This is a genomic window from Streptosporangium amethystogenes subsp. fukuiense, from assembly GCF_042665875.1.
Classification (GTDB): Bacteria; Actinomycetota; Actinomycetes; order Streptosporangiales; family Streptosporangiaceae; genus Streptosporangium; species Streptosporangium fukuiense.
The window spans coordinates 8,239,409-8,253,994 of sequence record NZ_JBHTEE010000001.1; the positions used below are offsets into that span (position 1 = coordinate 8,239,409).

Genomic DNA, 14,586 nt, shown 5'->3' on the forward strand with positions numbered 1-14,586 from the left:
TCGGGACTGTCATCGTACGACGGAGGGCCGATTCGGCCGCACCGGTTTTCAGAGCACGACCGGGACACTTTGCACGCTCGACGGCGTCCAGGTGGAGGGGATGAGGGTGGGGGCGGGCAGGCCCTGCACCCCCCTGCCGGACAGGGGGGTGCTCAGGAGCTCGGCGGCGGCCTGCCGGGAGCCGGTCACGTTGTTCCGCACCATGTGATTGACGATCATGCCGACGACCAGGGGCGCGGAGAAGGAGGTGCCGCTCCACTGCGCCAGCCCGTCGAACCTGACGCGTTCGCGGATCGCGTTCGGCGACGCCGCCATCTTCTCGCTGAGCTCGCCCCGGTGCGGAGGGAACTGGCAGGTGCAGTCGTAGGCGGAGCCGTACCGGCAGTGGTCGTAGGTCGAATGCTGGTAGTCGTAGGGCACCGGGGTGTCGTCCACCGCGGTGAAGGCGCTCACCAGGTGCTCCCCGGGAGCGTACGCCGTCACCCACGGCCCGTGACCGCTGAAGCAGGCCCGGTCCTGGCCGTCCTTCCGCAGCGCGCCCACCGACACGACGGCACCGGCGTAGTCGGGGTCGTCGGCGTAGGCCGCGGGATGGAACCGCTCGTCGCTGCCGTTGTTCCCCGCCGCGGCCACCAGCAGTGTCTCCGGGTGGTCGGTCACCAGCTCCCGCATGAAGCCCTCAAGCCCCATGAGCGTCCTGTGGTCCGTGCTCAGGGTCCCCGCGGACAGGTTGATGATGTCCGGCCACCTGTGCAACGGCCGCATCTCCCCGAGCAGGAGGTCGCCCAGGTCCTTCTCGGAGATGGCGCCCGCGTTGACGAGCGCCCCCTTCACCGTGATGGCGGCGCTGGGCGCGACGGCGCTGATCAGCCCGGCGATGAAGGTGCCGTGACCGACGTACTGCTTGAGTATCCCCTCGGAGTCCAGCTCGATCTCCTTGCCCTCGCCCTCGACGAGGCTCATCCACGGGTGCGACCTGTAGTTCTCCACCAGTCCCGTGTCGATCACCAGGACGGACACCGGGCCGGCCGCCGCGCCCGCGACCCGCTTGACCACCGCCGGGTTGGGCGGCCCGCATCGGGCCACGGGTACCGGCTCGTCGCCGGGGCAGCAGTTCACCGCGATGGACACGATGTGGTTCCTGGACACCATCCGGCGGCCGTTGGCACGCTCCAGCTCGTCGACGGCCCGCAACGCGTCCGACACGTCCCGGTCGCTCCAGCGCTCCGCACGGTCCAGCGGCCCGACCCGGATCCTGAACACGCCGCTCGGGCTCTCCTCCTCCTGCAGCTCCACGCCACGGTCACTGCCACGATCCCGGCGGAACGCGCTCCGGATGGCCTGGGTGACCTCGGCGGCCTCCTCCCGCCTGGCGAGAACACAGCCCTTCTCATAGAGGAACCTGGGCGAGTCGTCCGGGCCCGCCGCGAGCACGACCTCCTCTCCCATGGCGGCCTGGATCTGGTCGAACTGTTCCTGGAACCTGTCTGGTGCCATGTTCACTGTTCCTGTCTCGGTCGGAGATTCCTCACGTCGCCATGGGTTATGAGCCGCGGGGCGCCCGGTTGATACAGCCCTGCGTACGAGCACAGCGGCATGGACGCTCCGAACACATCACGTCTAACATCGATCCGTGACCGGGGGAAGCCCGCGGATCCCGCCTTCCGCGGGAGACGCTCTCGACCTGTTGCCCCTGGTGTTCGCCCGTCCCGCCGACGCGCTGGCCGGAGCGCGGGCCGTGCTGGCGGGCGCCCCCTCCTCTCATGACGCCTCCGTCGCCCACCAGGTGATCGGCATCTGGCAGCGCGACTTCGGTGACCTCACGACGGCGATCGGCCATCTCCGGCGGGCCCGCGCCCTGGCGGCCAGGTCCGGTTCCGCGGACCGCGAGACGGACGTGCTGTCGACCCTGGGGGCCGCCCTCGTCCACGCGGGCCGTACCCGGCAGGGGATGGCGGCGCTGGAGACGGCGGTCGAGCGGGGCAGCGGGCTCACCGGCGCCCGCGCGCTGTTCCGGCGCGGCTACACCTGGTGGGTCCTCGGCGGGCACCGGGAGGCGCTCGACGACCTGCGCCGGGCCATCCCCGCCCTGCGCCGGGCACAGGACACGATCTGGACCGCCCGCGCGCTCACCCTCAGGGCCACGGTCCACCTGGCCATGGGGGCCGTGGAACGGGCCGAGGCCGACTTCGTCGCCGCCGAGCGGCTGTGGGACACCACCGACCAGGAGCACGACAAGGCCGACGCGGTGGAGAGCAGGGGGCTGGCGGCGTTCAGGTCCGGCGACCTCCCCGCGGCGCTGCACCACTTCGACGAGGCGGCGAGCCGTTACCGGGCACTCGGCACGCCCATGTTCGTGCTGCACATCCGGCGGTGCGGGGTGCTCCTGGCGGCCGGGCTGGCGCGCGAGGCGCTGGAGGAGGCCGACGCCGCCACGGAGCTGCTGAACCGTACGGGAGGGCAGACGACCCGCGGCGCCGAACTCCTCCTGATCGCCGCGCGGGCCGCGATCGCGGTGGGCGAGCCGCACGCGGCGATCGTCCGCGCGGGCACGGCCGTCCGGCTCTTCTCCAGTCAGCGCCGCGACTGGTGGCAGGCCCACGCTCGGCTGGTGCTGGTCCAGGCCAGGTTCGCGGCGGGCGAGATCTCCGGCCGTTCGGTACGCGACGCCGCCGCGGTCGCGCTGCGGCTGGCGGAGCTGCGCGCCCCCGAGGCGGTCCAGGCGTCGTTGCTGGCCGGTCGCACCGCCCTCGCCCTCGGCGCCGACGCCGAGGCCGAACGGCACCTGGCCGCCGCGGCCAGGGGCAGGGCACGCGGTCCCGCCTTCGCCCGGGTGGACGGCTGGGTGGCGCAGGCACTGCGGGCGGCGGCGGCGGGGCGGACCCGCGGCGTGCTGGACGCCTGCCGACGGGGGCTCGACCTGCTGGACGAGTACCGGATGACGCTGGGCGCCTCGGAGCTGCGGGCGCGGGCCACCGCGCAGGGGGCGGAGCTGGCCCTGCTCGCGCAGCGGGCGACCCTCGCCGGAGGGAGCCCCCGCCGGTTCCTCGGCTGGAGCGAGCGCTGGCGCGCCACGGCGCTGGCGATCCCGCCCACCCGGCCGCCGGACGATCCCGAGCTGCTGCGCGACGTGACGGCCTTCCGGGAGATCAGCAGCCGGATCGAGGCGGCGAGGCAGAAAGGCAGCCCCGCCCCCGCGTTGGAGCGCGAGCAGCGGCGGCTGGAGAAGGGGATCCGCGACCGGACGCTCCGGATGCGCGGTGCGGGCGGCACCGACGGGCACCGCTTCGACGTGGACCTGCTGCTCGACGAGCTCGGTGACGGGTGGCTGATCGAGATCGTCGCCGTCGACGGCGACCTGCACGTCCTGCTCTGCGGCCGGGGCCGGGTGCGCAGGTTCGCCGCGGGACGGCTGGCCGACGCGGCGATCGACGCCGACCACGCCCGCGCGGGCCTCAGCAGGATCGCGTACGGGGGCTCCGCGGCCAGGCTGCCCATCCTCGAAGCCGGCGGGCACCGCCTCCAGGAGTCGCTGCTCGGCCCCGCGGTGCGCCACCTCGGGGAAGGGCCGGTGGTCGTCGTACCGCCGGGCAGGCTGCACGGCGTGCCCTGGGCGCTGCTGCCCGCGCTGGGGACGCGGGTGCTGAGCGTGTCGCCGTCGGCGAGCGCCTGGCTCCGCGCCCGGCGGATCGAGCCGCCGCCGTCACGGGATCGGGTCGTGCTGGTCAGAGGCCCGGGGCTGGCGACGGGCGGTGCCGAGATCCCGCCCCTGGCCGCCGGGTACGGCGAGGCGACGGTGCTGGAGAACGGCACCGCGGTCACCTCGGCCGTGCTCGCGGCGCTGGACGGCAGCAGGCTCGCGCACATCGCCGCGCACGGCACCTTCCGCTCCGACAGCCCGATGTTCTCCTCCCTGGGGATGGACGACGGCCCGCTCACCGTGCACGACCTCGAACGGCTCCGCAGCGCCCCGTACCGGATCCTCCTGTCCAGCTGCGACTCCGGCAGGCTGCAGCCGGTCGGCGCGAACGAGTTGCTCGGCCTCGCCACGGCGCTGCTGCCGCTGGGCACGGCCGGGATCGTGGCGAGCTCGGTGCCGGTCGACGACGAGGCCGTGGTGCCGCTGATGCTCGCCCTGCACGAGGGGCTGCGGCGCGGTCTGAGCATGGCCGAGGCCCTGCGCGACGCCAGGTCGTCGATGCCCGGCGACGCGCTCCACCGTGCGACGGGCTGGTCCTTCTCCGCCATCGGAGCGGCCTGACCCGCTCGGCCGGATCGTCTCACCGGTGCCCGCCCGCCCGGTCGCCGCGCCGGCCGACGGTGAAGAGCCCTTCCAGGCCGGCGCGGTCGCTGCTGCCGAGCCGCGCGTAGGCGTCGCACAGGTGGTTGGCGACCGTGCGGATCGACACCGTGAGCTGCTCGGCGATCTGCCGGTTGGTCAGGCCCGCCGCGGCGAGGCTGACGATCTGCCGCTGGCGGGCGGTCAGCCTCGGCAGCGCGAGGTTGACCAGCGCGGAGCTGCGCGCCCCCTGGCAGGCGCCCGCCAGCGCCGAGGCCCGGTCCCTGGACGCCTGCGAGGCGCGCCGGTCGGGGTGGACGAGGGCGGCGTGCGCGGACGCCTCCGCGGCGTGGAGCATCAGGCCGAGGTCGGCGAGCCCCCGTGCCACCTTGTCCAGGGCGTCCCCGTCGCGCCGGGCCAGCGCGCGGGCGTGCCTCGCCAGCAGGGGAGCGAGGTCCCCCTCCGCGCGGTCGGCCAGTTCCCCGAGCCGGTCGGCGACCAGCTCTGGGGAGCCGAGTCGCACCACGTCGTGCAGGGCGAACAGGTCGTCTCCGAACAGGCCGTCTCCGGCGAGGCCGAGCGCGGACCGCAGGGCGCCGTCGAGGTCCCCCTCGGCGGCGAGTGCCCAGGTCCGTGCCGGTACGGCGGCGGATGCCCACGGCCGGTGGTCCTGGGCGGGCGCCTGCGACCGGGTGCCCCCGGTGGGTGCCCGCCGCCAGGTGTCCGTGCCGGGCGCGGGCGACCGGGTGTTCTCCGCGGGCGCCGGAGGCCGTGCGCCGGTCACCGGCCACGGGCGCGTCCGGGCCTCCCCGGCGGGGGCGGGACCGCGCGAGAGGGCCTGCCAGGCCGTCGTCAGGTCGCCGACGTAGGCGGCGGCGTGGGCGAGTTCGGCCAGGCAGGCGTGGTGGTGGGGAGAGCGGCGCAGTCCCTCGCGGCTCCAGGCCATGGCCTCGCGGGTCTCCCCGCGGAGCCGGGCGACGCGGGCGCGCCGCGCGCAGAACTCCGGCATCGCGGGCTCGTCCCAGCCGGTGTCGTCCTCGGCCATCCGCTCGCCGATGCCCCGGGGTATCTCCGCGAGCCGTCCCGCGTACGCGCGTGCGGCCAGTTCCTCGCACTCGGCCGCCAGCGCGGAGGCCCGCGGGGCCCTTCGCCCGCCGGAAGGCCCGCCCGAGTGGCAGGGCTCCGCCGCCGCGGCCCGCAGCACCGGGCCGTGCAGCGGGTGGACGAGCCGGTCGTCCACGGTGACGAGCCCCCTCGCCCGCAGGCGTTCGAGGACGGCGGGGGCCAGGAGGGCACCCGGCACATCCGCACCCGCGCTCGGCGCACCCGTGCCCGACGGCTCGCCGGACGCGATGAACTCCAGCGCCTCCCGCTCCTCGGTGTCGAGGTCGCGGATCGTCTCCTCCACCAGTTCCCGGACGCGCGCGGTGATCGGCGGCGTGCCCCGCCAGGTCCAGGTGCCCGACACGTGGCTCAGGTCTCCGCCGGCGTGCACGGCGACGACCAGCTCGCGCAGCAGCCGCAGGTCGCCGCGGCTCGCCCGGTACAGGCGCCGGACGGTGAGGGCGTCCACGTAGCCGCCCACCGCCCGCGCCAGCAGTTCGGCGCAGGCACGCTCCGTCAGGGGGGCCAGTGTCAGGCGCGGCAGCAGATTCTCCGTCCAGAGCCTGGAGACGCCCTCCGGCGCGGGCTCGCCCTCCCTGACCGTGACGAGCAGGCGGGTGCGCCCGCCGAGTGCCAGCTCGTGGACGAGCGCGGCCGAGGCGTCGTCGAGCAGATGGGCGTCGTCCACGACGAGCACCGAGTCACGCATCGCCTCGGGTACGGCCTCGGCGGTCAGGCGGCTCCGGCCGCTGCCCGCCGCACCGGTCACGACGATCCCCCGGCGGCCGGCGGAGAGGTTTCGCCGTACGAGATCAAGCTCCTCAGCTCTGGCCGTGAACGGCCAGGGGGACCGTGGGTTTCTCACAGCGATATGAGGCGCGCCGCCCGCCGGTGATACACGCGGAGCCGAGTGAACCGAGGATGCCGGCCCTTTCGCCGGTACGCGGGCCCAAGGGCGCGCGGTCACCTGGTCGCGGTGGTCTCCTCGGGCAGGGTGGGAGGCTCGAAATCGAACCAGATCGGCTGCCAGTCGCTCAGCTCGTGGAAGCGGCGCAGCTCGGCGACGCCGCTGAGCCAGCCCATCCACCCGGCGTACGGGGGGTTGCCCTCGTCGAAGCCGCTCTGCATGAAGGTGAGCCGCGTCGCGCCGTCCGAGCCCTCCAGCTCCCAGGTGGTGACGCCGAGACCCGGCCACTCCAGGGAGAACCTGCGCCCCGGCTCCGCCTCGACGACCTTCGCAGGTGAGCTGTCCGCCTCGAAGCCACCCATGGCGAAGCGCCCGCCGACATACGGCTCGATGTCGATCCGGTAGCCGAACCACCGGCTGAACTTCTCCGAGTCGACGAGCGAGTCGTACACCTCCTGGGGCGAGGCGCCGATGAGGAGCCGCTCCCGCATGCGCGGGGAGGTGAAGTCGCACTTCGGGGTGAGCTCGCGGCCCTCCAGGTGGTCGACCAGGTTCGCGATCGACAGGCACCAGAACGTCTGCAGCATGCCCAGGACGCCGCCGTTGCCGGAGATCGCCTCCCGGTAGTCGAAATGGGTCTGGGAGAGCGACAGGGCGGTCGACTCCGCGCTCTCCTCCTCCAGCCGGATCTCGACCGTCGTCTCCTCGCCGTCGAGCAGCCACGACAGGCGCAGCGTGTGGTCGTCGACGTGCAGCGGGCGCTGGTGGGGCGCGTGGCCCTCGGGGGTGTGGCGTCCCCAGAACTCGTACCGTTGCGGCAGTTCGACCTCGGCGTGCTCGGCCAGCCAGACGCGTAGCTCGGCCGGGTCGGTCAGGGCGTGGTGGACGGCCTTGAGCGGTGCGGCCATGCGTGCGTTCAGCCTCATCGGCTCACTCACGGGGTTCTCCCTTGGGGTAGCAGGCCACGGCGAGCTTGAAAGCGTCACCTTCGGTGCCGCCGTAGCGGGTGAAAAGGTCCTGGAGGGTGGACCGGAGGTCGCTCAGGAACTCCTGGCGCCGTTCCGGCGGCACCCGGATCTCGCCGGACACGCCGACGGACGGCAGCTCGGGCGCGGTCCTGTCCAGCGCGCCGATATCGGCCTGGACCTCCTCCATGAGGTCGAGCAGGTAGCCCAGGCCCAGCTCGTCCCGGGTTCCGCGCAGGCCGATCCGGCCGACGAGACGGGGCGAGAGCCAGTAGGAGCGGGCGCTCGCCTGGTAGACGCCCTCGTGGATGCCGCGCACCCTGCGCTCGGACACCTGGGTCACCAGGCCCGCCTCCACCAGGCGTTTCACGTGGTAGTAGACCCGCTGCGGGGTCTGGTCGAGCAGGGCCGCCACCTCGGTGCACGAGCGCGGCTCGGCGAGCCGCCGCAGCACCTCGATACGCTGCGGCTTGAGCAGCGCCTCGGCCTGATCGATCTGCTCCAGATACAGGACATCCCTCATCGCAAAATCGATCCTGTACGTAAAATTTTGTTTTGTCAATGAATCGGGCGCATCGCCCTCGGCGGGGCGGAGTCGCGAGCCCGCATCGCGCGGACGGGCGGGTGTCGAGAGGGCCACCCGTGCGGGCCGGCCGCCTCGCCTTCCGGTCATCGGCCCGGTCGTGGGCCGGGGCGCCGGTCGCTCCGGATGGTGAAAGCCGCCACCGGCGGTCACGGCGGCGGATGGGCGGGAATCCGGCGCCGAGGGTCGTCCTCATCGGGGCTCGGCACCGGAATGGATCGCGGACTCTGCGCCATTTCAGCGGTATTGGGAGCCCATTCCCGTATATATCGCGATAGATGCTTAATTAGTCGGTCATCATCGCGTCTGTCCGAACCTGTGTGAGGCCTGGGGGTGGCGGTCCGGCTTCACGGATTCATCCCCCGGCCGGACTGGTAAGGGCAGATCCAGGCAAAGACCACGCTGCTGAAATTCACCAGCATGGTGTGCGGGACCCGGCCCGCCGTCTCGGTGACCTGGAGCCTGATCACGGAGCCGGCCCGCATCCAGCCCGCCACGTCGTCCTCGGTGGGCTCGTGGCCGTGCAGGCGCAGCATCAGGTCGTGAGGCTGGCCGAATATCCGCAGGTGTAGTTCGCACGTGGGTTCGATATCCGCCATGGTTCGCCGTCCGATGTGGAATAGACCCGGCGGGGTTGTCGGTGTCCCTTCGAGCGTACTCCCGCCGTGCGCGCGCCCCCGAACCCGTGTCCGGCGGATGGCGGGTCATCCTGATCGGCGGTGATGAGATGCCCTTCTCGCGTGCTTTCAAGTGCATTGTCGTAATCCTTTACTTCAAAACTGAAAATACAGGAAAAATGGCTGATTCTTCCTTGTCATTGAGCGGCCAATGAGCATTCAAGTGCTGATTCTCGTGGATATTTTCAGCAATCCGCGATCTCATATTCCCGCCAGTCCTTCGGGATCTTTTCTGGGATGAGGAGAGTCATATGGCCAATTCGCGAAGAATCGCGGCGATCACGGCCGCGATCGCGACGGCGGTCAGCCTCGGGGCCGTCGGCGCGCAGGCGTCGACGGCGGACGCCCGACGGTCGACGGCGGACGCCCGGTCGGAGGCCGCGGCGCCCACGAGGGGGGTCCGGATCACCCGTTTCCTCGGTGAGCAGCGCCTGCCGAACAAGATGCGGTTCCGGGGGACCACGGTCGGCGGCATCTCCGGCATCGACCGTGACCCGCGTACCGGCACCTGGTACCTCATCTCCGACGACCGGTGGCGCTACAACCCGGCCCGCTTCTACACCGGCCGCTTTGACATCAACCCGGTCACCGGAGCCTTCACCGGGGTGAACCTCACCGGGGTCACCACCCTGCGGCGGCCCGACGGGACCCCCTATCCCGCCTACGGCCGGGCCGGGTCCGCCGATCCCGAGACGATCCGCTACGACAGGTGGAGCAACCGGCTGCTCTGGGGTCACGAGGGCGACCGGCCGGACGCGACGCATCCCGAGATCCCGGTCTCCGACCTGTTCGTCCGCTGGACCAACACCCGGGGCCGCCACCTCGGAGAGCTGACGACCCCCCGCAACATGAAGATGACCGCCACCGACAGCGGCCCCCGGCGCAACTTCGGCTTCGAGGGCCTGACCTCCACGGCGCGCACCATCACGGCGGTCACCGAGGGGCCCAGGTACGAGGACGGCGAGCCGCCGACCGCCACCAAGGGCGCCCCGGCCCGCATCACCGTGTGGAGCCGCGACGGCAGGCCGCGCGGGCAGTACGTCTACCCGATCGACCCGCTGCCGGCGGCGCCGATCCCGCCGACCGGCCAGTCCGACAGCGGCGTCTCGGAGATCCTGGCGATCGACGACTACCGCTACCTCGCCCTCGAACGCTCCTGGATCGAGGGCGTCAACTACAAGGTCAAGCTGTACGAGATCGACCTGCGCGGTGCCACGAACGTGCTGAGCAGGGACAGCCTGTCGACCGGCCGCCCGTACCGCCCGGTCTCCAAGCGCCTGGTCTCCGACCTCAGCACGGTGCGGACACCGGTGCAGAACCTGGAGAGCCTCGCCTGGGGACCGCGCCTGCGCAACGGCGAGTGCACGCTGGTGATCGGTTCCGACGACAACTTCAGCGAGCAGGAGGTCACCCAGTTCCTGGCCTTCGCGGCCAGGGGTTGCTGACCGCCGCGAGGTGAGGCCGCCCGGACCCGGGCTCTGAAAGACCCAGGCGCGGCCGGGACCCGTGACACGGGTCCCGGCCGCGCCGCTCCATGAGCGGCCGCGTGAGGCCACTGCGCGCCCGGATGCGATCTCCGGCTCGCCCGCTTCTCGCCCGGTTGAACTCTCCCACTGTGGGAGCCTCCATGCTGGTGACTCCTCCGCTCCCGAGAGGAACGGCTTCTCGCTTCCCTCGGCTGAGGTAGGCGACGGACAAGCCCTGCCCGTTTCGAACCCGGAAACCGTGTCAAGGAGGCGATTCCCCTGCCAGGCGAATCCGGCAGTCCCCTCGTTGGAGCTGATGGCGTGAACGAGGCATACCTGCCGATCGGGCGGTTCGCGAGGCTCTGCCGGCTCAGCGTCAAGCAGTTGCGTCACTATGACGAGCTGGGCCTGCTGCCCCCGGACCACGTCGATCCGGACACCGGCTACCGCTACTACCGGCCGGACCAGGCGCGCGCCGCGATGCTGATCGGCCTGCTCCGCTCCATCGACGTACCCCTTACCTCGATCGGGCGGGTGCTGGCCGGCGACACGGGTGCGCTCGGTGGCGTACGCGACCGGATGGAGGCCGATCTGGCGCGCCGCGAGCGCAACTTCGCCGCGCTCGAACGCATCCTCGCAGACGGTCTGCCCCGGCCGGAGGTGACGGTGGTCCGTGAGCCCGCCCGGCGGGTGGCCGTCGTCAGGGACATCGCGACGCCGGACCGGATCGGCGTCGTCACCTCGGCGTGCGTGGCCCGGCTGCTCGCCGCCGTGGGCACCCCGAAGGGGCTGCTGATCGGGCTGTTCCCGCTGGATCTCACGCGGGAACTCGCCGTGGCCGTCACCGTGGAGACGTCCGAGGACGTGCCGGGGACGTCCCCGGACGTGCTGCCCGGCGGCCTGTACGCCTCGGTGACGCACGTCGGTCCTTACGACCAGATCCCGCTCACCGCGCACGCGCTGCTCGCCTGGGTGGGCGAGCGCGGGCACACGCCCGAAGGCCCGCTGCGCGAGGTGTACGTCTCCAATCCCGTCACCACGCCGCAGAACCGGCTGGTGACCCATCTGATGATCAAACTGGAGGACCCGGAATGAACTGGTATTCGGCCGCGGACGATCCCGAAGTGGTGGAGTTCGGTCCCGTGCGCGGCCTCTCGGTCCGAAGACCCTCGCCAGGATGGACGTGCTGATGCGGAGCGAGGGGCTGGTCCGGAACGGCCTGTACCACGAGACCTACCTGTCCGACACGGGGGAGACCGACCCGGAGAAGATGCTGACCGTACTCCGGCAGCCCGTTCGCGCCGCCTGAAGCCGTGGCCGTGATTCGACACCGGGTGTGCGGAAGCCGTTACCGCGCCATTCCGGTCCCTGGCCGGTGTAACTTTCCGCATTAAAGACCGACACTAATTGCCCGGGTCCCGCTGATTCCCGCTCCGCGCGGCTCGCTCGGCTGGATTTTCCCGGCGGGGAAAAACCTTCGAAGGCCCGCTTCGCGCTGCCGGCGTGAGGCGGGTTTTCTTCTTCGCGTACCAGGTCATCCAGGTGATCGCCGGTCTCCGGTAGGGGGCGTCCGCACCCTGCCGGGAGCTTTCCGGCCCGGGGTTCCGGCCATTGCCGCCTCGGTCGTGGGCGGGCGACTTCCTTTTCTCCGATTCCCGCTCGGAGCCATCCGCTACGCGGCAGAACTTTATTCGCGCAATGGCAGATTTAACAATTTACCTATACGATCGCCGTTCGTGGCTGAAGTTGATCTTTCAGGATCCCGACTGGCTGACGACCTGTTCTTTGTCATGCATGACAATGCGACCGGCCGGATGAGGCTTCATGCCCGCCTGACCGGTCTGGGGCTGGCCGCCGCCATCCTGGGAGAACTGATGCTCGCCGGGCGGATAACCGTGGGATTGGCGGCGGGGCAGATCGGGCTCGTCGTTCTCGACGCGGCGCCGCCCGAGGACGCGCTCACCAGGACCGCCCTGGGCCACGTCGTCGCCGAACCCGCACACCGTTTCCGTACCTGGTTGCAGTTCCTCGCCCGTACGGCACGCGCCGACGTGGCGGCCCGGATGACCGCCGGCGGGCTGCTGCGCCCGCCCGGCAGACGCCCGTCGCGGAGGCAGGTGCCGGTCGACGTGAACATCGCGGCGTGGCCCGGCGGACGCGTCAACCTGGCGATCCAACGCCGTGAGCCACTCAGCGTCCAGGACGGCGTCCTGCTGGGGCTGCTCGTCGCGACCGGCGGCAACCAGCTCGTCCTGTGGGAGCAGAACCCGAGATACCTCTCCGATTCGATCGCCGCCCTCCCGGCGCCGCTCCAGGAACTGATCGCCCAGACCGAGGCTGCCGTAGGTGACTCCGTCATCAGCCGCCGGTGAACCCACCCCCCTCATTTCAAGGATCCCAATGTCCGTGACAGAACGAAGGGCCAGCGCCGTTTCCGCCGCGCTCGCCCAGGACCGCCTCGGTGTGCCGTCGGTGGTGTTCTTCGTCATCTCGGCGGCGGCGCCGCTGACCGTCATCGGTGGCTCGGTGACCGCCGCCTACGCCGCGACCGGCGTGATCGGCGTGCCGCTCGCCTTCATCCTGCTCGGAGCCATCCTGGGCCTGTTCGCCGTCGGCTACGTGACGATGGCCCGTTACGTCGTCAACGCCGGGGCGTTCTACGCGTACACCGCGAAAGGGCTCGGCAGGCCGGTGGGTGTGGCGACCGCGTGGGTCGCGTTGCTGGCCTACAACGCGCTCCAGGTGGGTCTCTACGGCATGATCGGTGCGGCCGCCCAGCCGCTGATCGCCGACTGGTTCGGAAGCTCTCCGCCCTGGTGGGTGATCGGGCTGGTCGCCTGGGTGCTGACCGGGGTGCTCGGCCTCATGCGGGTCGACGTGAACGGGAAGGTCCTTTCGGTCCTGCTGCTGACGGAGATAGCCGTCGTCGTCGTGTTCGACATCGCGGACCTGATCAACCCGGCGGCCTCGGGCTACAGCCTCGACGTCTTCGACCCGTCGAACCTCTTCGTCCCCGGGATCGGAGCGGTGGTCGCGATCTGCATCGCGTCCTTCGCGGGCTTCGAGTCGTCGGTGGTGTTCTCCGAGGAGACCAAGGACCCGAGGCGCACGGTGCCGATCGCGACCTACATCGCACTCGCCGTCATCTCCGGCCTCTATGCGCTGTCGTCCTGGGCGATGACCGTGCCGATCGGCTCGGACAAGATCGTCGAGGCCACGCGCGAGCAGAGTTCGGCCCTCCTGTTCAACCTGGCCGGGCAGCACCTGGGGGCGACCGTCGCCACCATCGGTTCCCTCCTCTTCGTGACGAGTCTCTTCGCCGCGCTGATCGCCTTCCACAACACGATCTCCCGCTACGTCTTCGCCCTCGGCAGGGAGAGGGTGCTGCCCGAGACCTTCGGCCGTACCTCCCCCCGGACCGGTGCCCCGGTCAACGGCTCGGTGGCGCAGAGTGTCATCGGGCTGGTCACGATCGTCATATACGCGCTCTTCGGCCTGGATCCGGTCGTCCAGCTGTTCTTCACCGTCGGATCGTTCGGTGGCCTGGGACTGCTCATGATGCTGGCGGCCACCTCGATCTCCGTGCTGGTCTTCTTCAGCAAGAATCCCAAGGAGGAGAACGCCTGGCGGACCAGGATCGCCCCGGGTGTCTCCTCGGTCCTGCTGATCGTGGTCATCGTGCTCGTCATGGTCAACTTCGACACCGTGCTCGGCGTGGCCCCCGACTCTCCGCTGCGCTGGATCATGCCCGCCGTCTACTTCGTCGCCGTGGGGCTCGGCGTCATGTGGGGACTCGCCCTGCGGGCCAACCGGCCGAAGGTGTACGCGAACATCGGGCGGGGCGCCCAGGCGGCCGTGGGAGGGACCGAATGACAGAGATCATTCGCGTTCGGAACACTCCCGGAGCCGCCGAGACCATTGGTGCGATCATCGCCACCTCCTTCCACGAGCAGGAGATCTCGGCCTGGATGATCCCGCCGGACGACGACCGCCGCCGGGTGATGCCCCCCTTCTTCTCCATGGTCACCGAGAGCGCCCTCGTCCACGGCGAGGTCCACGCGACGGCCGACATGTCCGCCGTGGCCGTCTGGTTTCACAAAGGCGCCGAGCCGCTTCCCGAGATCCCCGACCGGGACGCCCGGGTGGAGGCGTTCGCCGGTCCCCACGCGGAGCGCATCGGGCAGATGGGGGAGGAGATGGACAAGCGCCACCCCCACGACCCGCACCACTACCTGGCGTTCCTCGCCGTACTCCCCGGGCACCAGGGACGGAGGACGGGGACCCGGCTGCTCGGGGAGTACCACCGCGGGCTTGACGAGGCGGGCATACCCGCGTACCTGGAGGCCAGCAGCACCCGCAGCCGCAGGCTCTACCTGCGCCACGGCTATCAGGACCTCGGCGACCCGATGTTCATGCCCGACGGCCCGCCGATGTTCCCGATGTGGCGCCCGCCGAACCTCTGACCGGGCCTCCCGCCGGTCACGGTGTCGCGACCGGACCCGAGGCGCGGGCGGGCCGAACCGTGCGGGCCGTCGCGTCCGGGCCGGTCCGGCCGGTGTCGCACGAGTGTGATGTGCTCCCCTTGGGCGGATACGGCACTGATCG

Annotated in this window: 12 protein-coding genes; 7 read left to right on the plus strand and 5 right to left on the minus strand. The window is 71.4% G+C overall.

Annotated features, from left to right (window positions below):
• Positions 1–48: 48 nt before the first annotated feature.
• Complete coding sequence (locus ACFQVD_RS36725) at positions 49–1,497, minus strand: S8/S53 family peptidase (protein ID WP_343965781.1); 1,449 nt, start codon at positions 1,495–1,497, stop codon at positions 49–51.
• 136 nt (positions 1,498–1,633) lie between these two features.
• Here ACFQVD_RS36725 and ACFQVD_RS36730 point away from each other — a divergent pair, with 136 nt between their 5' ends.
• Positions 1,634–4,261 carry a CHAT domain-containing protein gene (locus ACFQVD_RS36730; protein ID WP_364150200.1) on the plus strand — a complete coding sequence of 876 codons (2,628 nt, stop codon included), beginning with the start codon at positions 1,634–1,636 and terminating at the stop codon, positions 4,259–4,261.
• Between the two features lie 19 nt (positions 4,262–4,280).
• On the opposite strand, the gene ACFQVD_RS36735 is transcribed toward ACFQVD_RS36730, so the two are convergent.
• From ACFQVD_RS36735 to ACFQVD_RS36750, 4 genes are all read right to left on the minus strand, one after another.
• Positions 4,281–6,248, minus strand: a complete 1,968-nt coding sequence (locus ACFQVD_RS36735) for a LuxR C-terminal-related transcriptional regulator (protein ID WP_343965788.1) — start codon at positions 6,246–6,248, stop codon at positions 4,281–4,283.
• Between the two features lie 98 nt (positions 6,249–6,346).
• Positions 6,347–7,228 carry an SRPBCC family protein gene (locus ACFQVD_RS36740; protein WP_343965790.1) on the minus strand — a complete coding sequence of 294 codons (882 nt, stop codon included), beginning with the start codon at positions 7,226–7,228 and terminating at the stop codon, positions 6,347–6,349.
• Positions 7,221–7,778 (minus strand): helix-turn-helix domain-containing protein, encoded by a 558-nt coding sequence (locus ACFQVD_RS36745; protein ID WP_343965792.1) that lies wholly within the window; start codon positions 7,776–7,778, stop codon positions 7,221–7,223. Before ACFQVD_RS36745 ends, ACFQVD_RS36740 begins: the two co-directional genes overlap by 8 nt.
• A 407-nt stretch (positions 7,779–8,185) precedes the next feature.
• Positions 8,186–8,437, minus strand: a complete 252-nt coding sequence (locus tag ACFQVD_RS36750) for a hypothetical protein (RefSeq protein WP_343965794.1) — start codon at positions 8,435–8,437, stop codon at positions 8,186–8,188.
• A gap of 329 nt (positions 8,438–8,766) precedes the next feature.
• Between ACFQVD_RS36750 and ACFQVD_RS36755 the strand changes: the two genes are divergently transcribed.
• The 6 genes from ACFQVD_RS36755 to ACFQVD_RS36780 all read left to right on the plus strand — a co-directional run bounded on the left by ACFQVD_RS36755 (position 8,767) and on the right by ACFQVD_RS36780 (position 14,444).
• The gene (locus tag ACFQVD_RS36755; protein WP_343965797.1) at positions 8,767–9,960 is read left to right on the plus strand and encodes an esterase-like activity of phytase family protein; all 1,194 of its coding nucleotides are present in this window, start codon (positions 8,767–8,769) and stop codon (positions 9,958–9,960) included.
• Between the two features lie 342 nt (positions 9,961–10,302).
• Entirely contained in the window at positions 10,303–11,076 is a 774-nt protein-coding gene (locus tag ACFQVD_RS36760; protein WP_343965800.1) for a MerR family transcriptional regulator, read from the plus strand.
• 82 nt (positions 11,077–11,158) lie between these two features.
• Complete coding sequence (locus ACFQVD_RS36765) at positions 11,159–11,290, plus strand: hypothetical protein (protein WP_343965802.1); 132 nt, start codon at positions 11,159–11,161, stop codon at positions 11,288–11,290.
• A 427-nt stretch (positions 11,291–11,717) separates the two neighbouring features.
• A complete protein-coding gene (locus ACFQVD_RS36770; RefSeq protein WP_343965804.1) occupies positions 11,718–12,353 on the plus strand; it encodes a GOLPH3/VPS74 family protein in 636 nt (211 codons plus the stop codon).
• A 28-nt stretch (positions 12,354–12,381) separates the two neighbouring features.
• Positions 12,382–13,854 (plus strand): APC family permease, encoded by a 1,473-nt coding sequence (locus tag ACFQVD_RS36775; protein ID WP_343965806.1) that lies wholly within the window; start codon positions 12,382–12,384, stop codon positions 13,852–13,854.
• The gene (locus ACFQVD_RS36780; RefSeq protein WP_343965808.1) at positions 13,851–14,444 is read left to right on the plus strand and encodes a GNAT family N-acetyltransferase; all 594 of its coding nucleotides are present in this window, start codon (positions 13,851–13,853) and stop codon (positions 14,442–14,444) included. The genes ACFQVD_RS36775 and ACFQVD_RS36780 overlap by 4 nt, the downstream gene beginning before the upstream one ends.
• Positions 14,445–14,586: the final 142 nt, after the last annotated feature.